This window comes from Rhizobium sp. 01T437 (assembly GCF_056398505.1).
In genome coordinates, this window is record NZ_JBFTPM010000006.1 from 540,745 (window position 1) to 563,313 (window position 22,569).

The 22,569-nt window shown below is 60.4% G+C and carries 21 protein-coding genes and 1 tRNA gene; 8 read left to right on the forward strand and 14 right to left on the reverse strand.

Annotation, left to right across the window (positions count from 1 at the left end):
- Positions 1–46: 46 nt before the first annotated feature.
- Genes fabI through fabA form a run of 3 tightly spaced genes read right to left on the reverse strand, consistent with a single transcriptional unit; the run spans position 47 to position 2,653 of the window.
- Positions 47–853, reverse strand: a complete 807-nt coding sequence (gene fabI, locus AC1DM5_RS15755) for an enoyl-ACP reductase FabI (RefSeq protein ID WP_477975222.1) — start codon at positions 851–853, stop codon at positions 47–49.
- Between the two features lie 5 nt (positions 854–858).
- Positions 859–2,091 carry a beta-ketoacyl-ACP synthase I gene (fabB, locus tag AC1DM5_RS15760; RefSeq protein ID WP_477820778.1) on the reverse strand — a complete coding sequence of 411 codons (1,233 nt, stop codon included), beginning with the start codon at positions 2,089–2,091 and terminating at the stop codon, positions 859–861.
- Between the two features lie 46 nt (positions 2,092–2,137).
- Positions 2,138–2,653: a 3-hydroxyacyl-[acyl-carrier-protein] dehydratase FabA gene (gene fabA / locus AC1DM5_RS15765; protein WP_007814145.1), complete on the reverse strand. Its 516-nt coding sequence runs from the start codon at positions 2,651–2,653 to the stop codon at positions 2,138–2,140.
- A gap of 303 nt (positions 2,654–2,956) precedes the next feature.
- Between fabA and irrA the strand changes: the two genes are divergently transcribed.
- On the forward strand, positions 2,957–3,376 hold the full coding sequence (gene irrA, locus AC1DM5_RS15770; protein ID WP_477820777.1) for an iron response transcriptional regulator IrrA: 420 nt from the start codon (positions 2,957–2,959) through the stop codon (positions 3,374–3,376).
- Between the two features lie 3 nt (positions 3,377–3,379).
- On the opposite strand, the gene AC1DM5_RS15775 is transcribed toward irrA, so the two are convergent.
- Complete coding sequence (locus tag AC1DM5_RS15775; RefSeq protein ID WP_477975244.1) at positions 3,380–3,982, reverse strand: trimeric intracellular cation channel family protein; 603 nt, start codon at positions 3,980–3,982, stop codon at positions 3,380–3,382.
- Positions 3,983–4,089: 107 nt separating this feature from the next.
- On the opposite strand from AC1DM5_RS15775, the gene AC1DM5_RS15780 reads away from it, so the two are divergent.
- Positions 4,090–4,599 (forward strand): hypothetical protein, encoded by a 510-nt coding sequence (locus AC1DM5_RS15780; RefSeq protein WP_051942168.1) that lies wholly within the window; start codon positions 4,090–4,092, stop codon positions 4,597–4,599.
- Positions 4,600–4,721: 122 nt separating this feature from the next.
- Here AC1DM5_RS15780 and AC1DM5_RS15785 read toward each other — a convergent pair whose 3' ends face one another.
- From AC1DM5_RS15785 to AC1DM5_RS15795, 3 genes are all read right to left on the reverse strand, one after another.
- The gene (locus AC1DM5_RS15785; RefSeq protein ID WP_477820776.1) at positions 4,722–5,444 is read right to left on the reverse strand and encodes a YoaK family protein; all 723 of its coding nucleotides are present in this window, start codon (positions 5,442–5,444) and stop codon (positions 4,722–4,724) included.
- A gap of 153 nt (positions 5,445–5,597) precedes the next feature.
- Positions 5,598–5,673: transfer RNA gene (locus AC1DM5_RS15790), tRNA-Ala, on the reverse strand.
- Between the two features lie 148 nt (positions 5,674–5,821).
- Complete coding sequence (locus AC1DM5_RS15795; RefSeq protein ID WP_477820775.1) at positions 5,822–6,202, reverse strand: TIGR02300 family protein; 381 nt, start codon at positions 6,200–6,202, stop codon at positions 5,822–5,824.
- Positions 6,203–6,477: 275 nt separating this feature from the next.
- Here AC1DM5_RS15795 and aroA point away from each other — a divergent pair, with 275 nt between their 5' ends.
- The 4 genes from aroA to rpsA all read left to right on the forward strand — a co-directional run bounded on the left by aroA (position 6,478) and on the right by rpsA (position 11,003).
- The gene (gene aroA / locus AC1DM5_RS15800) at positions 6,478–7,830 is read left to right on the forward strand and encodes a 3-phosphoshikimate 1-carboxyvinyltransferase (RefSeq protein WP_477820774.1); all 1,353 of its coding nucleotides are present in this window, start codon (positions 6,478–6,480) and stop codon (positions 7,828–7,830) included.
- Between the two features lies 1 nt (position 7,831).
- Positions 7,832–8,473 carry an FMN-binding negative transcriptional regulator gene (locus AC1DM5_RS15805; protein ID WP_477820773.1) on the forward strand — a complete coding sequence of 214 codons (642 nt, stop codon included), beginning with the start codon at positions 7,832–7,834 and terminating at the stop codon, positions 8,471–8,473.
- 4 nt (positions 8,474–8,477) lie between these two features.
- The gene (cmk, locus tag AC1DM5_RS15810) at positions 8,478–9,122 is read left to right on the forward strand and encodes a (d)CMP kinase (RefSeq protein WP_477820772.1); all 645 of its coding nucleotides are present in this window, start codon (positions 8,478–8,480) and stop codon (positions 9,120–9,122) included.
- Between the two features lie 177 nt (positions 9,123–9,299).
- Positions 9,300–11,003, forward strand: a complete 1,704-nt coding sequence (gene rpsA / locus AC1DM5_RS15815; RefSeq protein WP_477975224.1) for a 30S ribosomal protein S1 — start codon at positions 9,300–9,302, stop codon at positions 11,001–11,003.
- A gap of 141 nt (positions 11,004–11,144) precedes the next feature.
- Here rpsA and AC1DM5_RS15820 read toward each other — a convergent pair whose 3' ends face one another.
- The 3 genes from AC1DM5_RS15820 to AC1DM5_RS15830 form a co-directional block, all read right to left on the reverse strand.
- Positions 11,145–12,671: a hypothetical protein gene (locus AC1DM5_RS15820; RefSeq protein WP_477820770.1), complete on the reverse strand. Its 1,527-nt coding sequence runs from the start codon at positions 12,669–12,671 to the stop codon at positions 11,145–11,147.
- A gap of 226 nt (positions 12,672–12,897) precedes the next feature.
- Positions 12,898–13,524, reverse strand: a complete 627-nt coding sequence (locus AC1DM5_RS15825) for a ribonuclease D (RefSeq protein ID WP_037100369.1) — start codon at positions 13,522–13,524, stop codon at positions 12,898–12,900.
- A 123-nt stretch (positions 13,525–13,647) separates the two neighbouring features.
- A complete protein-coding gene (locus AC1DM5_RS15830; protein WP_007814119.1) occupies positions 13,648–13,857 on the reverse strand; it encodes a SlyX family protein in 210 nt (69 codons plus the stop codon).
- A 170-nt stretch (positions 13,858–14,027) separates the two neighbouring features.
- Here AC1DM5_RS15830 and uxaC point away from each other — a divergent pair, with 170 nt between their 5' ends.
- Together uxaC and AC1DM5_RS15840 are read left to right on the forward strand one after the other, a co-directional pair.
- On the forward strand, positions 14,028–15,443 hold the full coding sequence (gene uxaC, locus AC1DM5_RS15835) for a glucuronate isomerase (protein ID WP_477820769.1): 1,416 nt from the start codon (positions 14,028–14,030) through the stop codon (positions 15,441–15,443).
- On the forward strand, positions 15,440–16,897 hold the full coding sequence (locus AC1DM5_RS15840; protein ID WP_477820768.1) for a mannitol dehydrogenase family protein: 1,458 nt from the start codon (positions 15,440–15,442) through the stop codon (positions 16,895–16,897). The genes uxaC and AC1DM5_RS15840 overlap by 4 nt, the downstream gene beginning before the upstream one ends.
- Before the next feature lie 83 nt (positions 16,898–16,980).
- On the opposite strand, the gene AC1DM5_RS15845 is transcribed toward AC1DM5_RS15840, so the two are convergent.
- From AC1DM5_RS15845 to AC1DM5_RS15860, 4 genes are all read right to left on the reverse strand, one after another.
- Positions 16,981–19,431: a GcvT family protein gene (locus AC1DM5_RS15845; RefSeq protein ID WP_477975226.1), complete on the reverse strand. Its 2,451-nt coding sequence runs from the start codon at positions 19,429–19,431 to the stop codon at positions 16,981–16,983.
- The gene (locus AC1DM5_RS15850; protein WP_477820766.1) at positions 19,432–20,307 is read right to left on the reverse strand and encodes a phosphotransferase; all 876 of its coding nucleotides are present in this window, start codon (positions 20,305–20,307) and stop codon (positions 19,432–19,434) included.
- A gap of 68 nt (positions 20,308–20,375) precedes the next feature.
- On the reverse strand, positions 20,376–21,452 hold the full coding sequence (locus tag AC1DM5_RS15855) for an ABC transporter ATP-binding protein (protein ID WP_477820765.1): 1,077 nt from the start codon (positions 21,450–21,452) through the stop codon (positions 20,376–20,378).
- A 16-nt stretch (positions 21,453–21,468) separates the two neighbouring features.
- On the reverse strand, positions 21,469–22,542 hold the full coding sequence (locus AC1DM5_RS15860) for a Gfo/Idh/MocA family protein (RefSeq protein WP_477820764.1): 1,074 nt from the start codon (positions 22,540–22,542) through the stop codon (positions 21,469–21,471).
- Between the last annotated feature and the right edge of the window lie 27 nt (positions 22,543–22,569).

Sequence of the window (22,569 nt, forward strand, 5' to 3'; positions counted from 1 at the left end):
AAAAGGCGGCCGATGGCCGCCTTTTCTTTTTAAGCCTTGTCCGGCCTTACTCGACGTCTGCCTTGCGCAGCGTCTCCAGTGCTGGCATGGAGGTGATGTTGTAGCCGGCATCCACGAAGTGGATTTCGCCCGTCACGCCCATCGAGAGATCCGAAAGCAGGTACAGCGCGGAGCTGCCGACGTGATCGATGGTGACGGTCTTGCGCAGCGGCGCATTGCGCTGGTTCCACGACAGGATGGCGCGGGCATCGGAAATGCCTGCGCCGGCGAGCGTGCGGATCGGGCCTGCCGAGATAGCGTTGACACGGATGCCGCGCGGACCGTAATCGGCCGCCAGATAGCGCACGGAAGCTTCCAGAGCAGCCTTGGCAACGCCCATGACGTTGTAGTTCGGGATCACGCGCGTGGAGCCGTTATAGGTCAGCGTCAGCATGGTGCCGCCATCTTCCATCAACGGCGCACAGCGCTTGGCGATCTCCGTGAAGGAGAAGCAGGAGATGACCATGGTGCGGCTGAAGTTCTCGCGCGTCGTATCGGCGTAGAGGCCCTTCAGCTCGTTCTTGTCGGAAAAGCCGATGGCATGGACGATGAAATCCAGCTTGCCCCAGCGCTCTTTGATCGTGTCGATGACCGTGTCGACCGAAGCGATGTCCTCAACATCGCAGGGCAGAATAAAATCGGAATTGACTTCGGCTGCAAGCGGCTTGACGCGCTTGCCGAGCGCATCACCCTGGAAAGTGAAAGCCAGTTCTGCGCCCTGGGCAGCGAGCGCCTTCGAAATTCCCCAGGCGATAGAATGGTTGTTTGCGACGCCCATGATAAGGCCGCGCTTACCCTGCATGATTCCGGTCATTGTTATTATCCGTTGTAGCGCTGGAACACGAGCGTGGCGTTGGTGCCGCCGAAGCCGAAGGAATTGGAGAGGGCAATGTCGATCTTGGCATTGTCGATGCGCTTGCGGACGATCGGCACGCCTTCGAATTCCGGATCGAGTTCCTTGATATGCGCGCTTTCGCCGATGAAACCTTCCTGCATCATCAGCAGCGAATAGATCGATTCCTGCACACCGGCGGCACCGAGCGAATGGCCCGTCAGCGACTTGGTGGACTGGATATGCGGCAGCTTCTCGCCGAAAACCGCACGGATGGCGCCGATTTCCTTGCTGTCGCCGACCGGTGTCGAGGTGCCGTGAGTGTTGATATAATCGACATCACCCTTCACGGTCGCCAGCGCCTGACGCATGCAACGGATAGCACCCTCACCCGAGGGAGCGACCATGTCATAGCCATCGGAGGTTGCGCCGTAGCCAATGATTTCGGCATAGATCTTGGCGCCGCGCGCCTTGGCATGTTCCAGCTCCTCGAGGACGAGCACACCAGCGCCGCCGGCGATGACGAAGCCGTCACGGCTGACGTCGTAGGCTCGGGAAGCGGTATCCGGCATGTCGTTGTACTTGGAGGACATGGCGCCCATGGCGTCGAAGAGGTTCGACATGGTCCAGTCGAGGTCTTCGTGGCCGCCGGCGAACATCATGTCCTGCTTGCCCCACTGGATCATTTCCACGGCGTTGCCGATGCAGTGCGCGGAGGTCGAGCAGGCAGACGAGATCGAATAGTTGACACCGTGGATCTTGAACCAGGTGGCAAGCGTTGCGGACGCGGTGGACGACATGGCCTTCGGCACGGCGAAGGGGCCGATGCGCTTCGGGCTGTTGTTCTTGACGGTGATCTCGGCTGCTTCGATGAGCGTGCGCGTGGACGGACCGCCGGAACCCATGATGATGCCGACGCGCTCGTTTTCGCTGTAGTCCTTGTCTTCCAGGCCGGAATCGGCGATCGCCTGCTTCATGGCGACATGATTCCAGGCGCCGCCTTGCGACAGGAAGCGCATGGCGCGGCGGTCGACCAGTTCGGCGAGCTTGTCGGCGCCGAGCTTGGGGCTGCCCCAAACCTGGCACTTGAAGCCGTGTTCGGCGAAATCGCTGGAGAAGGAAATACCGGACTTTGCCTGGCGCAGGGATTCGGTGACTTCGGCCGCGTCGTTTCCGATCGAAGACACGACACCTAGACCCGTGACAACTACCCGTCTCATCTGATCAAACCCTTGTTGTTTTCGTGAGCCGCTCGAAATGCGGTTTTCAGGCCGTCTTGTCTTTCGAGAGACCGACGCGAAGATCGGTCGCCTGATAAATGGTTTCGCCATCCGCCTTCAGCCAGCCATCGGCAGTGCCGAGCACCAGACGGCCGCGCATGACGCGCTTGAAGTCGATACCGTATTCAATCAGCTTCGTGTGCGGGCGGACCATGCCCTTGAACTTCACTTCGCCGGTCGAGAGCGCCATGCCGCGGCCCTGTTCACCGAGCCAACCCAGATAGAAGCCGGTCAGCTGCCACATGCCGTCAAGGCCAAGGCAGCCGGGCATGATCGGGTTGCCTTCGAAATGGCAGGGGAAATACCAGTCGTCAGGGCGAACATCGTATTCGGCCCGAAGATAGCCCTTGTCGAAGGCGCCGCCCGTTTCAGAGATATCCGTGATGCGATGAACCATCAGCATAGGCGGCAAAGGCAGCTGCGCATTGCCAGGCCCGAACAGCTCGCCATGTGCGCAGGCGATAAGTTCTTCATACGAGTAGCTGGACTGTCTGGTCGTCATAAATCTCTGTTTCCCCCCGCGTTCTTGGCGATGGATGTGTGTCTTTAGTCCAAGTTCACCAGAAAATGAAGCGCAAGCATGGCGGCTTCATTTCTTCGTTCCGGACCGGGCCTGAGCCAGTATTTGGTGGTCGCATACAGGAAGGCCAAGGCCGCGACCAGACCTAATTGCGTCAAAAGCCCGTTTTTGCGGCCTTTCGAAGGCTCTTGTCCCCATTGAACTATTGAAAGGCTTTTGCGCAAAAGTTATATCGCTTTGAACAAACATGATTGCTTTTCGCCAGAATAACCGGAGTTGGTGTTAATGACGGGTGAAACCCCGATCGCCATTGAGGTCAGGCTGCGTAGCGCAGGCCTGCGTCCCACCCGCCAGCGCGTCGCGCTTGGCGACCTCCTGTTTGCCAAGGGCGACCGGCACTTGACCGTCGAGGAACTGCACGAGGAAGCGGTTGCCGCTGGCGTGCCGGTTTCGCTCGCGACGGTCTACAACACGCTGCATCAGTTCACAGAAGCCGGCCTGATCCGCGTTCTCGCCGTCGAGAGTGCCAAGACCTATTTCGACACCAATGTCTCCGATCACCATCACTTTTTCATCGAAGGCGAAAACGAGGTGCTTGATATTCCGATCAGCAATCTGACCATCGCCAATCTGCCGTCGCCGCCCGAGGGCATGGAAATCGCCCATGTCGACGTGGTGATCCGTCTACGGCAGAAGCAAGGCTGACTTTTACATCACATCGTCAGGATGACGGCCGGGCATGTGCTTGTAGGTCGGGAATGTCCAGCCGAACCACAGGGCGCCGCCGCGTACTGCGAATGCTGCCGCGACCCCGCAGGCCGATGCGATATAGAGCTCGGCGCCAAGCGCATTGACGCCGGTAAAGACGCCAGATCCTACCAGGGCCGCCGTCACGTAGATTTCCGGACGCAGCAGCACGGATGGTTCGTTTGCCAGGAGATCGCGCAGGATGCCGCCGAAGGTCGCCGTCAAGGCGCCGGTGACAATGGCGATCGTCGGCGAACCGGTGGCGGCCAGCCCCTTGGCGGCGCCGAGCACACAATAGGCGGCAAGACCGACCGCATCGAGCCAGATCAGCAGGCGATAGCGCGATTCCAGGAGATGGGCGGTAAAGAAGACGACGACACCCGCAATGCAGCAGATAACGATATAGAACGGGTTCAACACCCAGAAGACCGGCACGCGGCCGAGAATGATATCGCGCACTGTACCGCCGCCCGTCCCCGTCACAATCGCGAAAAACAGGAAGCCGATCAGGTCGAGCTGCTTGCGCGAGGCGGCCAGCGCGCCGGTTGCGGCAAAGAGGGCAATGCCGGCGTAATCGAGCTAGACGAGCAATGACATCGAGGCCTCCAGACCGGCGGAACGAGGCACACTGAATCATTGCGGCAAGGGCGGCGCAAGGCGGCGCATACAGAATGGAAGGCCAGAGAGCCTTTATCCATAAGAGGAAAGCCGTGAAGCTGCTGCCCGTACTCCTGAACATCGTTCTGCTGCTGGTCATGCCGGTGGCGGCTTTCGCACAGCAATCGCTGATCTCCGACCCGGAAATCTACGAGAAGAAGCATTTCCAGGCACAATGCACGGAATCATCCTTCGGTGACGGTTTCCTCATCCGCCAGGATATCAATAATGACGGCCTCATGGACGTGGTCGTCAACGAGGGCGAACTCACCTGCGACGGCCAGAAGGGTCCGCAGTGCAACGAAGACGGCTGCACCTATAATTTTTATCTGCAGGTGGCCGAAGGCGGCTACTTCATGATCGCGACCGCGCAGATCTACGGCTACGACTTCGTCCAGCGTTTCGGCAATATGGTGCTCGCCATGAAAATGAACCCGCGCTTCTGCGATCGCACCGGCGGCGACCCTTGCGTCGTCACCACCCGCGTGCGGGGTACGAAATTCGTCACCATCTCCAAGAAATAGGCCTCAGCTCGGAAAGAGCGCCGGGGTGCGGCCGGCGAAGTAGTAGCCTGCGAGGCCGTACCATTCGCGAAGGGCGGTCCCCAGTTTCTCTGCGTTCAGGCTCGGCTGGGTGATGACGGGGGTTATCTGGCACGCGCCGAATGCGGGCCGGAGGCTCCGATTGTTTGATTGAACCGACGCTGCAGTGGGCGGGGGATAAACAGGGCGACAATCGCCAGCGCCATCGCGAAGACGGAGACCAGCCACAGCGCCTGCGCGCCCACAAGACGCGTCATGAGGGCCCCGCTGATAGCACCGAGCACCATGCCGCCCCATGGCACGATCTGGATGGTCCAGTCGAGGCGCCGGTCGCCAATGATCCAGCGGCCTATGCCGCGGCCGAAGCGCGACAGCGCACCGGTCACATAGGTCAGGCCGATCGGCAGCCCTTCTATATGCTCGACCGCCGCGTTCACCATGCCCATTGCGAGAACGATCACATAGAAACGCGCCATCAACAGATCCTGCAGCGTCATCATCGAGGCTAGCGCCAGCATGAGGCTGACGCAGCAGAGCACGACGAAGATGCGCCGTTCCGCGCGATGCGCGACGACTATGCCGGCGGCATTGCCGAGCACGAAGACGATGATGGCCGACACAAGCACGGCGGCATGCCTGACATCGCCGCTGCTCAGCGCCAATGCCGCCCGTGTCGTATTGCCTGTCATGAAGGATACGAAGTCGCCGGTCAGAAGCAGGCCGGTCGCATCCGTCATTCCCGCAAGAAAGGAAATCGAGCCAACCAGCGCCAGTCCGGTCGCAGTCCTGCGGGTTCTGATGATGCGGCGGCGTCTTGCTCGTGTCATGGGTTCGGGTCCGGGAAGCGCCGAATCGGCTGGCCTCGACGCACGATATAAGAACCTGATTTCAGCCGTCAGCAAAAGTGGCAACCAGACAGCTTTTGACAAATGTCAGTTATGCTGACCTGAAGTGCTTACTGAACTGCATTCGGAGAGATTTGGTGGAGCTAAGCGGGATCGAACCGCTGACCTCTTGCATGCCATGCAAGCGCTCTCCCAGCTGAGCTATAGCCCCATCAGGGTGGTCCGGCTTGCGCCGGTCCTGGGATACTCCGAAGGCGTTCCCTCTGGAGTGGCGGCTTATTACTTGCGGTTTTCGCAGATGGCAAGCCTAAAAAATCCGGCCCGGGAAATTTTTGTCATCCGGGCCGGTATTCGTTCGCTCAGACTTCGTCGTCGTCACCGGTGACGCCGATGATGTCGCTCATGTCGTCATCCTCGTCATCTTCATCAACTTCGAGGAAGGTATCGTCGTCATCGCCTTCGACTTCGACTTCGTCGTCGCCGATATCAGGGATATCGTCGCCGGAAGCGGCGTCATCGGCGTCTTCGAGCGAAACCAGTTCGACTTCGGTGTTTTCGGTATCGACTTCGGCAACCTCGTCCTCATCCTGAACTTCGGCGAGTGCCGAGGTTTCTTGGAAGAAGGACAAAGGATAGGATTTGCCGGTATAAGGGGAGACGATCGGATCCCGGTTCAGATCGTAGAACTTCTTGCCGGTTTCCGGATCAGTGCGCTTGGTACCAAGTTCCGCTTTCGCCACTATAAGCCTCGTGAGAATGGCCGAATGAGAAATTCGGCAAATGCCGTCAAACCGGCGTTCTATTCGGAATTTATAAGCCGGTCCCCATAATCGCTACGGCTTCTCATGTCAAAGCTAAACTTCACGGGGCACTTCAGGCTTTTCACCGCCATTCCGGATGACCGTTCGGCAAGTTTGTGCTAACCAGCCGCGATTGCTGCAAGGCCCGCCGGAAAAACATCCCGGCGCCGAGCTGTGAGCGGCGCGAATATATTGCCTTTGCAAGGGATTAGCCCATGTCGCAGGGTTCCGCATCGAAGCCGGCCGTCGCCCGCAAATCCTCCGGGCTTTCCGGAACCGTCCGTATTCCCGGCGACAAGTCGATCTCGCATCGCGCGCTGATACTCGGCGGGCTGGCATCGGGGCAAACGCGCGTTACCGGGCTCCTCGAAGGCGAGGATGTGCTCAATACCGGCAAGGTGATGCAGGCCATGGGTGCCGTGATCCGCAAGGAGGGCGACGCGTGGATCATTAACGGAACAGGCAACGGCGCATTGCTTGCACCGGAGGTTTCGCTCGATTTCGGCAATTCCGGCACCGGCGCGCGCCTGACCATGGGCCTTGCAGGCGTTTACGATTTCGACACCGTCTTTACCGGCGACGCCTCGCTTTCCCGGCGGCCGATGGGCCGCGTGCTCGATCCGTTGCGCCGCATCGGCGTACAGGTCAAGGCCGTGGAGGGCGACCGCCTGCCTGTCATGCTGCGCGGGCCGGAAACGCCGGCCCCGATCCGCTACACCCTGCCCGTCGCCTCGGCGCAGGTGAAGTCGGCGATCTTGCTGGCCGGCCTCAACATACCGGGTGTGACGACGGCTATCGAGCCGGCGATCACGCGTGATCACACCGAAAAGATGCTGGCTGGTTTCGGCGCCGAACTTTCGATCAAGACCGACAGGGACGGCACGCGGACGATCCGGCTGCAAGGCCGCGGCAAGCTGACCGGCCAGATCATCGACGTGCCTGGCGACCCCTCCTCCGCCGCGTTCCCGCTGGTGGCGGCTTTGCTGGTGCCGGGCTCGGACGTCACCATTTCCAATGTGCTGATGAACCCGACGCGGACGGGACTGATCCTGACGCTGCAGGAGATGGGCGCCGATATCGAGATCCTCGATCCGCGGCTTGCGGGCGGCGAAGATGTCGCGGACCTGCGCGTGCGCCATTCGGAATTGACCGGTGTCACCGTTCCGACAGAGCGGGCACCGTCGATGATCGATGAATATCCGGTACTTGCCGTCGCCGCCGCCTTTGCCAAGGACCGAACGGTGATGAACGGCCTGCAGGAACTGCGGGTCAAGGAATCGGATCGGCTCTCAGCTGTCACGGAAGGGCTGAAGCTCAACGGCGTCGAATGCGAGGAAGGCAAGGACTGGCTTTCCGTTACTGGCCGGCCGGATGGCATGGGGCTTGGCAATGCTGCCGGCGAGCAGGTCATCACGCATCTCGACCATCGTATCGCCATGAGCTTCCTTGTCATGGGGCTGGCTTCGGAGCATCCTGTCAGTATTGACGACAGCAGTATGATTGCAACTAGCTTTCCGCAGTTCAGGGATCTGATGGAGAGCCTCGGGGCGAAGATCGAACAGGCCTGACATGTACCAGCCACCACATTTCCGCGAAGACGATCTCAATGTGCAGCATGCGCTGATCCGTGCGCATCCGCTTGGCCTGCTGATCACGGCAGGGGCTTCCGGGCTGGTCGCCAATTCCGTGCCCTTCCATCTCGACGCCGGCGCATCAGAGAAGGGAACGCTGCGGCTGCATCTGGCGCGGGCGAACGGGCAGTGGCGGGACATTGCCGCAGGCGCGCCGGTGCTTGCCGTCTTCCAGGGCGCGGATTCCTATGTCACACCGTCCTGGTACCAGACCAAGGCCGAGACCGGCAAAGTGGTGCCGACCTGGAACTATGCGATCGTGCAGGCACGCGGGCAGGCACGGGTGATCGAGGATGCTGGCTGGCTGCTTGCGCAGATCAATGCAATTACCGGCGAGCATGAGGGCCCGCGTGAGAAACCATGGTCGGTCGGCGATGCGCCAGAGGACTTCATCCGTGCGCAGCTCAAGGGCATCATTGGTGTCGAAATCGAAATCGCCGCGATCGAGGGCAAGTGGAAGGTGAGCCAGAACCGGCCGGTCGCCGACCGCGAGGGTGTTGCCAAGGGCCTCGAGGAGATGGCAGAGCAAGCCGAAATGCAGGAACTGGTGCGCCGTTACGGCGGCCTCGGCACGGAATGACTTCATGACCGGCAGCTTCATCATCGCCATCGACGGCCCTGCCGCGGCAGGCAAGGGCACGCTTTCGCGCAGGATCGCGGAGCAGTACGGCTTTCACCATCTCGACACCGGCCTCACCTATCGGGCGACGGCCAAGGCGCTCATCGATGCTGGGCTGCCGCTCGATGACGAGACGGTCGCTGAAAAGATGGCGCGCGAGGTTGAACTCGCCGGTCTGGATCGCGATATATTGTCGAGACATGAGATCGGCGAAGCCGCCTCGAAGATTGCCGTGATGCCGGCGGTTCGCCGGGCGCTGGTCGAGGCGCAGCGGCGGTTTTCCGAGAAGCTGCCGGGGACAGTTCTCGACGGACGCGATATCGGCACTGTCGTCTGCCCCGCGGCACCTGTGAAGCTCTATGTGACGGCATCGCCGGAAGTGCGCGCAACACGCCGCTACGACGAGATCATCAGCAAGGGCGGCGAAGCAGATTTCGAGGCGATTTTCGAAGACGTCAAGCGACGCGATGATCGCGACATGAACAGGGCTGATAGTCCGATGAAACCGGCGGTCGATGCGCACTTGCTTGACACGTCGGAAATGAGTATAGAGGCCGCGTTTCAAGCTGCTAAGTCGTTTATCGACGCCGCCTTGAGCCGAAATGCCTAATCAAGCGGTTTTCCGCGCTTCGTGCGCGGGACGCTCATGCGAAAGCAAGCCTGAAATTCCGTCCAAGCGCCGGATTGCCTTCTTGAAAGAAGGCGGACTGGGTTCAGGCCCATTCAACTCGAACCAACCGGCGCATACGTGAGCCTTGAAGCTATCGAAGGCCACGCAGGAGATTTTATGTCAGTAGCTACTCCCTCTCGCGAGGATTTCGCGGCCCTTCTCGAAGAGTCCTTTGCCAAGAACGATCTGGCTGAAGGCTATGTTACCAAGGGTATCGTCACGGGCATCGAAAAGGATGTCGCCGTTGTTGACGTTGGCCTGAAGGTCGAAGGCCGCATCGCGCTCAAGGAATTCGGCGCACGTGCCAAGGACGGTTCGCTGAAGGTCGGCGACGAAGTCGAAGTATACGTCGAGCGCATCGAAAACGCGCTTGGCGAAGCTGTTCTGTCGCGCGAGAAGGCTCGCCGCGAAGAAAGCTGGATCAAGCTCGAAGCCAAGTTCGAAGCTGGCGAGCGCGTCGAAGGCGTCATCTTCAACCAGGTCAAGGGTGGCTTCACGGTCGACCTCGACGGTGCGATCGCCTTCCTGCCGCGTTCTCAGGTCGACATCCGTCCGATCCGCGACGTTACGCCCCTCATGCACAACCCGCAGCCCTTCGAAATCCTCAAGATGGACAAGCGCCGCGGCAACATCGTGGTTTCGCGCCGTACGGTTCTGGAAGAATCCCGTGCCGAACAGCGTTCTGAAATCGTTCAGAACCTCGAAGARGGCCAGGTYRTYGACGGCGTCGTCAAGAACATCACCGAWTACGGTGCGTTCGTTGACCTCGGCGGCATCGACGGCCTGCTGCACGTCACCGACATGGCATGGCGCCGTGTGAACCATCCGTCGGAAATCCTGAACATCGGCCAGCAGGTCAAGGTTCAGATCATCCGCATCAACCAGGAAACCCACCGTATCTCGCTCGGCATGAAGCAGCTCGAGTCCGATCCGTGGGATGGCATCCAGGCCAAGTATCCGGAAGGCAAGAAGATCTCCGGTACCGTCACGAACATCACCGACTACGGTGCGTTCGTCGAGCTGGAGCCGGGCATCGAAGGCCTGATCCACATCTCGGAAATGTCCTGGACCAAGAAGAACGTTCACCCCGGCAAGATCCTGTCCACGAGCCAGGAAGTCGAAGTCGTCGTTCTCGAGGTCGATCCGTCCAAGCGCCGTATTTCGCTCGGCCTCAAGCAGACGCTGGAAAACCCGTGGGCAGCATTCGCCCGCAGCCATCCGGCCGGCACTGAAGTCGAAGGCGAAGTCAAGAACAAGACCGAATTCGGCCTGTTCATCGGCCTCGACGGCGATGTCGACGGCATGGTTCACCTCTCCGACCTCGACTGGAACCGTCCGGGCGAACAGGTCATCGAGGAGTTCAACAAGGGTGACGTTGTCAAGGCAGTCGTTCTCGACGTCGACGTCGAGAAGGAACGCATCTCGCTCGGCATCAAGCAGCTCGGCAAGGATGCAGTCGGCGAAGCAGCAGCTTCCGGCGACCTGCGCAAGAATGCAGTTGTTTCCTGCGAAGTCATCGCGATCAACGACGGCGGTATCGAAGTGAAGCTCGTCAACCACGAGGACATCACTTCCTTCATCCGTCGCGCCGACCTCGCTCGCGACCGCGACGAGCAGCGTCCTGAGCGCTTCTCGGTCGGTCAGACGGTTGACGCCCGCGTGACCAACTTCTCCAAGAAGGACCGCAAGATCATGCTGTCCATCAAGGCTCTGGAAATCGCAGAAGAGAAGGAAGCCGTTGCTCAGTTCGGTTCGTCCGACTCGGGCGCTTCGCTCGGCGACATCCTTGGCGCGGCTCTGAAGAACCGCGGCGGCGAATAGTCCTTCGCCGATCCGTTGAAATGAAGAGCCCGCCGGAGCGATCCGGCGGGTTCTTTCGTTTTGGGAGGTTTCTGGAGTTCTTTGTACCCAGGCAATTCCGGACGCAAAATCGTTGAGCACTTTTGCTGGAATTGCTCCTGACTATTCCCAGCCGACCATGCGCTGGTAGAGAGCATAGACCGGGTCGGCGACCGTTGCCGGAGCAGTAGACGGATCGGGATCAAACATTTTCGGCTGGCGCCGTTCCTCCCGCGGGGCTTCCTCTCCGCCGGCCTGCTGTTCATCGCCGCCCTGACCGGATTGCGCCTGCGGCTGTTGCTGCTGATCCTGCGAGCTGCCGTTTTCGTGATGGCGACGAGGGGGTTCATCGGCCTTGGTCGCCTTATATTCATCGCGGGCGAACTGGTAAGGCGTTTGCGCGTAGGGAAGCCCTTCCGGCATGCGGGCTGCAAGCGGAACATAGGAAGGCGTCTCGACGACCGGGATGGAAACCGGCTGCGGCTGTGCGGCGATTTCTCTGATGGGACGCGCCGTCTGGGCAACTGCGGTGATTTCGGCCTGGGACGGGCGAGAAGCCTGGGCCGCCTGGGTAGATGCAGGCTCGACCACATCTTCCGGGGTTGTGCGAACAAGGCTCTCCGTCGCCTCGCTGATGACGGCCTCGTCCAGCATAGCATCGATTTCGACTGCGGCTTCGACAGGCGCATCCGTCAACAGGACGATTGCCTCCTGCTCGCGGATGATCGTTGCGATCATCTGCGAAACCTGTTCGGTCATGGAGCTGGCGATGCCGGTCCAGTTGCGCGGGATAACCGGATCAGCCTTGGCGGAGATTGCCTGCTGCTCGAGAGCGGGTTCGGCCTTTTCCGGCTCGACCACTTCCTGTTCTGCTGGTGCGACCCGGACTTCTTCTGTCTCTCTCAGCGTAGTTGCCGGCGATGAAGCGTCATGCGCCGCTGTCGCGGGCTGGCTTCCAGTCTGCTGGTCCTCAACGGTTGAATCGATCGTCACGACAACGGCCGCTTCGGCCGGGACGATTTCGTCGGCAGCAGGCATCGCTGCATTTTCAGCCGGTTTTGCTGCGGACTGACGTGCCGCGGGCAGGTTTTCTCCCTGAAGCTTGATTTCCGGCCGCGGCTCGGTGCGGGGCAGCGGTGCGGCATCGTTCTGGCGATAAGAGCGGACAACGGCGCGGGCTGCGAGATCCCTGTCCTTGTAGCTGACTATCTCGAGATAGGCGATGACACGGGTGGCCTCCGGCCCGGTCGGGTCCTTGAGGGCTGCGGCGATCATTCTCAGCGGCAGGCTATGTCCGTCATCGGAAAGCTGGCGCTCGACCGCATCGATCTCGGCGTCGGGCATGCGACGGATGGCATCAGCGACACGGGTAGCAAAGGCCTGATCGGATTCACCTTCACCGCGCTGCAGCGCAATAGTGCGTCCCGTAGCATTGATGATGTCGAGAAGCGCTTCAATCATGCGCTGGCGCGCAGCAATGAGCAGAATATTCAGCTTGCCGGCAATCGCGGCATTGAGGTCTGCTGCTTCAACGGCATTCACCGGGGTGGGGGCGACCACCGAACGACCGAGGCCACCGGCAACGATCGCCGCCGTCTGACCCTGAGAAGAAAGGCTCGCATTGGACGCCGAACGAATGGGAGACAACACAGGCACGCTCCTTTCGCAAAGTGGCTATGAAAGCAGGTCGTACAACGAGACCGCGCTCATCCGGCCCCTTGCATCTCGGCAGATCCTCCTGTCTGCATCGGCGTATTTCGCGCCGTCGAATGCATAAAAATTAAGAATAATGTTACTGAAAATATCTTAACGAATAGCTAACGGCCGCAGACGCCCAGTCTGCGGCCGTGCCTGAATGTCCGATAAAAGGCCGATGTCAGCTATGGGCGAAGATATCCGCCTCTTCCCAGCCGAGAAGATCAAGCTTGGCGCGCGTCGGCAGGAATTCGAAGCAGGCCGTCGCATGCTCCAGGCGGCCGTCACGAATCAAGCGCTCGTTCAGTTTGTCGCGTAATGCATGCAGGTAGAGCACGTCGGAGGCGGCATATTCGAGCTGCGCCTGCGAGAGTGTTTCGGCAGCCCAGTCGGAAGATTGCTGGGCTTTGGAGATATCGACTTCGAGCATCTCCTTCAGATTATCCTTCAGGCCGTGGCGATCCGTATAGGTGCGCGTGAGGCGCGAGGCGATCTTCGTGCAGAAGACTGGCGTCGCGGTGACACCGAACGTATGGAAGAGTACGGCGATATCGAAGCGGCCGTAATGGAATATCTTCTGGCGCGACGGATCGGCAAGCAACGCGGTAAGGTTCGGCGCTTCCTTCTGGCCGGCCGCAATGCGGATCACATCGGCAGAGCCGTCACCCGGCGAAAGCTGCACGACGCAAAGGCGGTCCCGGCGCGGCACGAGGCCCAGCGTTTCGGTATCGATCGCGATCGCGCCGGTGTAACGGGCGGCATCCGCCGCGGAAATATCGCCCTGGTGATAACGGATGGTGGCCGCCATGGGATGTCTCTCGTTCAGCTTTGTCTTTCCGGGCTATATCGCAAAGGGCGAAAGCGCGAAACCGCTTTCCTGCTTGCAGGCAGCCTTCGGGCGGCGCCAAGCACGGTTCGGCGGCATGGTCGCTCAGTAGTGCGGCGGCTTGGTGATCGCCGGCGCTTCCAGCGATTGTTCCTCGAGACTCAGGAAACGCTCGGTCAATCGGTCGAGCTTGGCGCGGGTCTGCTCCATGACCTTCCATTGTTCGGCAAGCTGATCGGAAAGCTCATCGATCGTCTTAGCCTGATGGGCCAGCATTTCTTCGAGTCTCGTGATGCGGGCTGCCTCGTCGGACATCGGTTTTCTCCCCTGATATCAGGTGGCATTCCAAAGCCGAAATAGGCGGGGGCGTCAATGGTTTCGAGCCCCCATAAAAACGATTCCGAAAGTGGACCGTCTGGTTACCAAAAGCCCTTGCCGCGTCTAATGATGTGGGGTAGGCCGTTATCCATCAGGGAGGAAAACTGATGGATGTAGGCAATGGCTTTCTTCATCCGGACCGGCTCTTTCCCGCCGATCCGGCAACGCGGACAATAGCGCGCGATCTCTATGAGACGGTGCGCGCTCTTCCGATTGTCAGCCCGCACGGGCACACCGAACCCTCCTGGTTCGCTGACGACAAGGCCTTCGAAGACGCCTCTTCGCTCCTTGTCATTCCCGATCATTATCTCTTCCGTATGTTACACAGCACCGGCACCAAGCTTGACCAGCTCGGTGTACCGCGTCTCGATGGCAAGACGGTTTCGAGCGGCCGCGATATCTGGCGTGCTTTCGCCGCCAAATACCATCTTTTCCGCGGAACACCGTCTAGCCTTTGGGTCGATCATGCCATGTCAGCAGTGCTCGGCTGCACCGAACCGCTGACGACCGACAACGCCGATGCGCTCTACGACCACATCAATGCGCAGCTCAAGCTTCCGGAGTTCCGGCCGCGGGCATTGCATCAGCGTTTCGGTATCGAAACAATTGCCACGACCGAAGGTGCGCTCGATCCGCTGCCGCATCACCAGAAGATGGCGGCGGACGGATGGATCGGCAAAGTACGCACGACCTACCGGCCCGACAGCGTCACCGATCCCGATGCCGTCGGTTTCCGCGACAATCTGATCAAGTTCGGAGAGATCACCGGCTGCGACATCACCAAATGGGATGGCCTCATCGAGGCACATCGCAAGCGGCGCGCCTATTTCCGCCAGTTCGGAGCGACGGCGACCGACCACGGCGTGCCGACCGCCTTTACAGCCGATCTGCCGCTTGCCGAGAAGCAAGCACTGCTCGACAAGGCGCTGAAGGGACCGCTTTCAGCCGCCGATGCGGAACTTTTCCGCGGGCAGATGATGACGGAAATGGCCGGTCTTTCTGCCGAAGACGGCATGGTGATGCAGATCCATGCCGGCTCGCGCCGCAATACCGACCGCGAGCTTTTCGAGACGCGTGGACCGAATATGGGCGCCGATATTCCGACGCGTACCGACTGGGTTGGCGGCCTCAACGCGCTGCTGTCGAAATACGGCCATGCACCAGGCCTGCGCATCCTGCTCTTCACGCTCGACGAGACGACCTATGCCCGGGAGCTCGCGCCGATGGCCGGCCATTGGGCCTGCCTGATGATCGGCCCGCCCTGGTGGTTCCACGACAGCCCGCTTGGCATCCGCCGTTACCTCGACCAAGTGGTGGAGACGGCTGGCTTTGCCAATCTCGCCGGCTTCAATGACGATACGCGTGCGCTGCTGTCGATCCCCGCCCGTCATGATGTCTGGCGCCGCGAGATCTGCCGTTTCCTGGCGCAGCTCAGTGTCGAGCACCGGATTTCGAGGAAGGAAGCCGAGATCGTCGCGCGCGAACTTTCCTATGACAATGCGAAGAAGGCCTACAAGCTGTGAGCGACAAACTGCAGAACGTGACCGGCCTTGCGCCGACGGCGAAGCTTCCTGCCTATGATCGGAATGCGCTGAAGGCCGGCATCCTGCATCTTGGCCCTGGCGCCTTCTTCCGTGCGCATTTCGCGCCTTTCACGGATGGCGCGCTGGCAGCTGCCGGCGGTGACTGGGGCATCGAGGTGGCGAGCCTGCGCACCCCCGATGTCGCGGATAATCTCTCCGCCCAGAACGGGCTCTATACGGTGCTGATCCGCGACACCTCGGGCACGACGGCTCACGTCATCGGCTCGATCCTAAAGGCGCATGTGGCGCCGCGCGATCCGGCGGGCCTGCTGGCACGGCTCGAAGACCCTGATATCCGCATCGTCAGCATGACAGTGACGGAAAAGGCCTATGGTTTCGATCCGGCAACCGGAGGGCTCGACCTCAAGCATCCCGATATCGTCGCCGACCTCGCCAACCGGCATGCGCCGCGCGGCGTCATCGGCTATCTCGTCGAGGGTCTGGCACGGCGCCGGCAGAAGGGCATAACACCCTTTACGCCGCTCAGCTGCGACAACCTGCCGAGCAACGGTGCGGTGCTGAAGCGTCTGGTGCTGGAATTCACTGCCCGCATTGATCCGGAGCTGCACGGCTGGATCGAGGCGAACGTGCCCTTTCCTTCGACGATGGTCGACCGCATCACGCCGGCAAGCACCGATGCGACCTATGCCGATGCCAAGCGGCTGACGGGCCGCACGGACATGGCGGCAATCGAAACGGAACCCTTTACCCAATGGGTGATCGAGGACCATTTCGTCAACGGCCGTCCGGCCTGGGAAAAGGTTCACGGCGCGCTGATGGTCGAGGAAGTCTCGGCCTATGAAAAGATGAAGCTGCGCATGTTGAATGGAGCGCATTCTCTGCTCGCCTATCTCGGCTATATAGCAGGATATGAATTTATCCGCGACGTCATGGATGATGCAGGACTTTCAGCACTTGCGCGCCGGCAGATGAATGCGGCGGCAGCAACGCTGGATTCTGTTCCGGGCATCGATCTCGACGCCTATGCGGACGAATTGATAGCACGCTTTGCAAACAAGGCGATCGCCCACCGCACCTATCAGATCGCCATGGACGGCACGCAGAAACTGCCGCAGCGCCTGCTGGAACCAGCCACGGAAGCGCTTGCCAAGGGCAGCAAGGCGGAGACCTATGCAATCGCTGTCGCCGCCTGGATGCGCTACGCTATCGGCATCGATCGCAATGGAGAACGCTACGAATTGCGTGACCCGCGGGCGGGAGAGATTGCAGCACTTCTCGACGGTGTGCCACGCAATGGTGGAGCGGTTTCGACAGCTCTGTTCGGCCTGCCGGGCTTGTTCCCGAAGGCGCTTACCGGGAATGCCGCATGGATGGAGGATGTGGCGAACAAGCTGGAGATCCTGATCCAGGACAACAGGCTGCCACTATATTGAAGAGTTAGCGAAACTTCCTCATCCCTATACCTGCCACAGGGATGAGGAAACATCCGCGGAATTTGCTTCCCGTCACAACCGTTCTAGGCCCTTATCCGCTGCATCTCGGGGTCATAGAGTGGTTTCAGGCTAACCTTGCAGGACACGCGCTCGCGGGCGACATCCAGTTCATAATTGCCGGAGAGGACAAAATCCTCCGTTACACCATCAGGGTTACGGACATAGCCGTAACCGATCGGCCTGCCGATGGTGTAGCCGTATCCGCCGCTGGAAAGCCAGCCGACACGCTTGCCGTCACGATAGATGGTTTCGCGGCCGAGCAGAACGATATCGGGATCGTCAGGCACGAAGCAGGCGAGCATCTTCTTCACACCGCCTTCGAGCTGGCGCTCAATCGCCTCGCGCCCCTTGAAGGGCGTGTTCTTCCGCATCTTCACAGCCCAGCCGAGACCGGCTTCAACTGGCGTGTGGTCGGGGCCGATATCGGAGCCCCAGGCGCGGTAGCCCTTTTCCAGGCGGCAGCTTTCAATGGCGCGGTAACCGGCATTGACGAGGCCGAACTGCCCGTCCGCCGCCATCAGCGCGTCATAGACGGTCGTCGCATATTCAATCGGCACATGCAGTTCATAGCCGAGTTCGCCGACATAGGTGATACGCAGAGCCCGCACGGGGCAGCCGGCAATGCCGATGGTCTTGACGCGACCGAAGGGGAAGGCAGCGTTGGAGACATCGCTGGTCGTGACCTTTTCCAGGATGACACGGGAGTTCGGCCCCATCAGCGAGAGCACGGTGTAGGCGGAGGTGACATCGACGAGCTCAGCGTGAAGGCCATCCGGAATGTTGCGCGAGATCCAGTCGAAATCATGCGTGGCAAAGCCGGTGCCGGTGACGATGTAATATTCGTTTTCGGCGATGCGGGCGCAGGTGACGTCGCATTCAATGCCGCCCTTGTCATTCAGCATCTGCGTGTAAATCAGCGATCCGACGGGCTTTGCCACATCGTTGGCGGCAATCCATGACAATGCTGCCTCAGCATCCCTGCCCTTCAGCACGAATTTGGCGAAAGAAGTCTGATCGAAGATGACCGCTGCCTCGCGCACGGCCTTGTGCTCGCGGCCAACGGCATCAAACCAGTTCTGGCGGCCATAGGTATAGACATCCTTCGGCTCTTCATTGGCGAAGAGATCGGCAAACCAGTTCGGCCGTTCCCAGCCGAGCTTTTCGCCGAAGCACGCGCCCTGCGCCTTCAACCGTTCATAGAGCGGCGACTTTCGGCAAGGGCGGCCGCTCGAGTATTCCTCGAAGGGGAAGGCCAGCGTGTAGTGTTTGCCATAGGCCTCCAGCGTTCTCGTGCGGACCCAGTCCGTATCGAAATGCGGGCGGCCGAAGCGGCGGATATCGACCGGCCAGAGATCGTAGGGCGGCTCACCCTTCGTCACCCATTCGGCAAGCGCCATGCCGGCGCCGCCGGCAGAGGCAATACCAAAGGCATTGAAGCCAGCGCCGACGAAGAAATTCTTCAGCTCAGGCGCTTCACCGAGAATGAAGTTGCCATCGGGGGTAAAACTCTCCGGCCCGTTCAGAAGCTGTTTGATGCCGGCATTCTGCAGCGCCGGGACACGGCCGAGCGCCTGCTCCATGATCTGCTCGAAATGATCGAAATTGCTGTCGAGCAGCGTGTAGTGGAAACCATCAGGAATGCCGTCCAGAGCCCAGCCGATGGGGTTCGGCTCGTAGCCGCCCATGACCATGCCACCGACCTCCTCCTTGTAATAGGTGAGGCGATCGGGATCGCGCAGGGTCGGAAGATTGGAGGGCACGCCGAAGGATTCGGTGATGATATATTGATGCTCGACGGAGACGAGCGGGACATTGACGCCGAAGCGGGCGGCGAAACTGCGGGTCCATTGGCCGGCGCAGATCACGACCCGCTCACATTCGATGCGGCCTTGTCCGGTGATGACGGCGCGGATCCTGCCCCTGTCGATTTCGAGATCGAGAACTTCGGTGTCCTCGAAGATCGAGACGCCGGCCATGCGGGCGCCTTTTGCCAGCGCCTGGGTGATGTCGGAGGGATTGGCCTGACCATCCGTCGGCAGATAGGCGGCGCCGACGAGATCGTCTGTCGTCATCAGCGGCCAGAGATCGAAAGCTTCCTGCGGGTTCAGGAGATGCATTTCGAGGCCGAAGGACTGGGCTGTCGTCGCCTGACGCTTGACCTCCGTCCAGCGCTCCTCGTTACAGGCAAGCCGCAGGCCGCCATTCATCTTCCAGCCGGTGCCGAGACCTGTCTCGGCTTCGAGCTTCTTGTAGAGATCGACGGAATATCCCAGAAGCTGGGTGATGTTGGCGCTGGTGCGCAATTGGCCGACGAGGCCGGCGGCGTGGAATGTCGTGCCTGACGTCAGCTTCTTGCGCTCTAGGAGCACCGTATCGGTCCAGCCGAGCTTGGCCAGATGATAGGCGGTCGAGCAGCCGATGATGCCGCCGCCGATGACCACGGCCTTTGCCGTCTTCGGTAATTCCTTCGTCATTCAATGATCCTGTTCAAATGCCCAATAGGCGCGCTCGAAGCGGGCGAGATTTTCGGCGGTATAGGCAGCGTAGTCGAAATCGATGGTCGAATGGATTTCGGAGATCATGCTCCAGAGCGTCTCGCGCAGCAGCGAGGCGCATTTCATGGCACGGTAGCGGCGGTTGAGATCATCAGTCAGCGGCCGGTCGAAATAAGCTTCCAACATGAGGCGCTCCGCCTCTTCGGAAAACTCGCTGTTGGAGGCAAGACCGCCGAGATCGAAGAGCGGCGTGTTGAAGCCGGCATAATCCCAGTCGATCAACCAGAGCCGCCTTCCGTCATCGAGGAAGTTGGAGGCGAGCAGATCGTTATGGCCGAAGGCAATCTCGAAAGGGCCGGCCGCCGCCTCGAGACGCTCGGCCTTCTCAAGCAAGCCATCCAGCAATGGCGCATAAGCGCTGTTTGCGGCCTTCAGGTTCGCGACGTAATCGCGGATCACATGAAACACCCAGAAGATCATCGCCTGACCACGGAAATGGCGGGCCATGTCGTGATGGCAGGCACGGATCAACGGAATGACACGAGCAAGCGTTTCCGGCTTGCGGATGTCTTCGGGCGACAGCGGCGCGGCATCGATGAAATCGAGAACCAGCACACCTGGCACGTGATGGATAACGGCGGGCGAGATGCCGGCCGCATGGGCGGCGCGGCTCGCCGCAAGCTCGTTCTGCCTGCTGATATGATGGACCGGAATATCATCGCCCAGACGTACGACGCGCCGCAGCGCGCCATCTCTCACCAAGTAGTTCCGGTTGGTGAGGCCGCCGGTGATCGGGGTTATGTCGATCGGGCCTTGCCAGATGCCAAGCGCATGAATCCTCTCTTCAGGCGTCACGCGTATCCCCCTCTTAGCCCTCAATGAAATGATGGGCTTGAGAAGGATAGGCTGTCAAGCCGGGCTAATTAGATCGTCTTGCCAGCGTCATCAAAGACGTGACAGCGCGCCGGATCGAAGGAGGCCTTCACATTGGTGCCGCGTTCGACCTTCTGCTGGCCATCGAGCGCGATGGTGAGCGGCTGATTGTCCGGCGTCGTGGCGTATAGCATCGTGGCGCCGCCGAGATTTTCGACCAGATCGACATTGACGGTCGAAAGGACGGCGCCGCCCTCCGCCAAGGAAAGATGCTCGGGGCGGATGCCGAAGGTGACGTTCTGGCCAGCCTGACCGGCAAGCCTGCGACCGAGCTGAATGGAATTGCCGCAGACATTGACCGTCGAGCCAGTGTCTGTGACGCTTTCGATCTTTGCACTCAGGAAATTCATCTTCGGGCTGCCGATGAAGCCGGCGACGAAGCGGTTGGCGGGGTTGTTGTACAGGTCGAGCGGGGCGCCGACCTGTTCGATGCGGCCGGAGTTCAGCACGACGATCTTGTCGGCCATGGTCATGGCCTCCACCTGGTCGTGGGTCACGTAGATCATCGTATTGCCAAGGCTGCGGTGCAGGCGGGAAATCTCGACACGCATCTGCACACGCAGTTCGGCATCAAGGTTGGACAGCGGCTCGTCGAAGAGGAAGATGCGCGGCTCGCGCACGATGGCGCGGCCGATCGCAACACGCTGGCGCTGACCGCCCGATAGAGCCTTGGGCTTGCGTTCCAGCAGCTTCTCGATCTGCAGGATTTGCGCGGCGCGGCGCACCTTCGGCTCGATCTCAGATCTCTTGTAGCCCGCGGTTTCGAGGCCGAAAGCGAGGTTCTTGTAGACCGACATATGCGGATAGAGCGCATAGGACTGGAAGACCATGGCGATGCCGCGCTTGGCGGGCGTCACTTCGTTCATGCGCTCATTGTCGAGCAGCAGCGCGCCGCCGGAGATTTCCTCAAGGCCGGCGATCATGCGCAGCAGCGTGGACTTGCCGCAGCCAGAAGGGCCGACGAAGACGGCGAATTCGCCGGGATCGATCGTCAGGTCGATGCCGTGAATAACGTCGAGCTGGCCATAGCGCTTCTCGACTTTCTGAAGAACGACACTCGTTGCCATGTTCCGAAATCCCCTCTTATTTGGTTCTTGCACGCCAGTCGGCGTATTTCGGGCTGTCAGGACCGATCGGCAGGGCGACATCAGCGCCGCTATCGGAGGATTGATAGATGGCCGTGACCAGCTCCAGCGCACGCCTTGCATCCGCGCTCGTCACCGGAAGCGGTCCTCTGCCCATCAGATAATCGTGGAAGCGCAGCATCTGCGTGTTGAAGCGTAGCGGCACGGGCTGCCAGTCGGCGATGACGGCATCGATCTTCGCCTGTACTTCATCATCGGCAGCGATGATCTGCCAGGGATCCTGGCCAGGCGCATAGGCCTCATGATTGCTTTCGAAGGTGATGTTTTCGAAATGAAGCCTGAGCCGGCTGATTTCGTTCTGCGAACCGAGCGTGCAGGACAGCGAGACGAAAGCGCCGTTCTGCATCTGCAGGCTGACGGAGGCGCAATCTTCCACCTCGATCTCGTTGACACGGGTTGCCACGCGGCCGAAGACGCGGGTTGCCGGGCCAGCGAGATAAAAGAGCATGTCGTGCAAATGGAGCGCATGGGTGACGAGGACGCCACCGAGTTCGGTTGCCCATTTGCCGCGCCAGGGCACGGCATAATATTCCGGTTTGCGGCGCCAGAAGGTCTCGACCGAGCCCATGTAGAACTTGCCAGCGAGACCGGCGTCGATGATGCGCTTGGCCTTCTCGACGCCATCGCCATAACGATACTGGAAGATCGGCATCAGCGTGCCTTTGGCAGTCTTTTCGGCCGCGATGATTTCGTCAGCACTGGCGAGCGAGCCGGTAACCGGCTTTTCACAGACCACATGCTTGCCGGCGGCCAGAGCGGCTAAGACCTGCTCCTTATGGATGCCCGGCGGCGTGCAGATATCGATGATGTCGATGCTATCATCGGCAAGCAGTTCATCGAAGGAGGTCGTGCGCTGTTCGATGCCGAATTCGTCGCCGATCGTCTTCAGGCGCTCCTCGTTCAGGTCGCAGATCGCCGCGACCTTGAACTTGTCCGGATGCGGCAGATAACCCTCGACGATGTGAGAGCGGCCGATACCGCAGCCGATGATCGCGACTGTCTTGATGCTCATGTCATTCTTCCCTGTCTGGCTTTCCTG

Bases quoted from the DNA above. Each gene is read 5' to 3' on its own strand.
- fabI (WP_477975222.1), bottom strand. From the start codon at position 853: ATGACCGGAATCATGCAGGGTAAGCGCGGCCTTATCATGGGCGTCGCA.
- fabB (WP_477820778.1), bottom strand. From the start codon at position 2,091: ATGAGACGGGTAGTTGTCACGGGTCTAGGTGTCGTGTCTTCGATCGGA.
- fabA (WP_007814145.1), bottom strand. From the start codon at position 2,653: ATGACGACCAGACAGTCCAGCTACTCGTATGAAGAACTTATCGCCTGC.
- irrA (WP_477820777.1), top strand. From the start codon at position 2,957: ATGACGGGTGAAACCCCGATCGCCATTGAGGTCAGGCTGCGTAGCGCA.
- AC1DM5_RS15780 (WP_051942168.1), top strand. From the start codon at position 4,090: ATGGAAGGCCAGAGAGCCTTTATCCATAAGAGGAAAGCCGTGAAGCTG.
- AC1DM5_RS15785 (WP_477820776.1), bottom strand. From the start codon at position 5,444: ATGACACGAGCAAGACGCCGCCGCATCATCAGAACCCGCAGGACTGCG.
- aroA (WP_477820774.1), top strand. From the start codon at position 6,478: ATGTCGCAGGGTTCCGCATCGAAGCCGGCCGTCGCCCGCAAATCCTCC.
- AC1DM5_RS15805 (WP_477820773.1), top strand. From the start codon at position 7,832: ATGTACCAGCCACCACATTTCCGCGAAGACGATCTCAATGTGCAGCAT.
- cmk (WP_477820772.1), top strand. From the start codon at position 8,478: ATGACCGGCAGCTTCATCATCGCCATCGACGGCCCTGCCGCGGCAGGC.
- AC1DM5_RS15825 (WP_037100369.1), bottom strand. From the start codon at position 13,524: ATGGCGGCCACCATCCGTTATCACCAGGGCGATATTTCCGCGGCGGAT.
- AC1DM5_RS15830 (WP_007814119.1), bottom strand. From the start codon at position 13,857: ATGTCCGACGAGGCAGCCCGCATCACGAGACTCGAAGAAATGCTGGCC.
- uxaC (WP_477820769.1), top strand. From the start codon at position 14,028: ATGGATGTAGGCAATGGCTTTCTTCATCCGGACCGGCTCTTTCCCGCC.
- AC1DM5_RS15845 (WP_477975226.1), bottom strand. From the start codon at position 19,431: ATGACGAAGGAATTACCGAAGACGGCAAAGGCCGTGGTCATCGGCGGC.
- AC1DM5_RS15855 (WP_477820765.1), bottom strand. From the start codon at position 21,452: ATGGCAACGAGTGTCGTTCTTCAGAAAGTCGAGAAGCGCTATGGCCAG.
- AC1DM5_RS15860 (WP_477820764.1), bottom strand. From the start codon at position 22,542: ATGAGCATCAAGACAGTCGCGATCATCGGCTGCGGTATCGGCCGCTCT.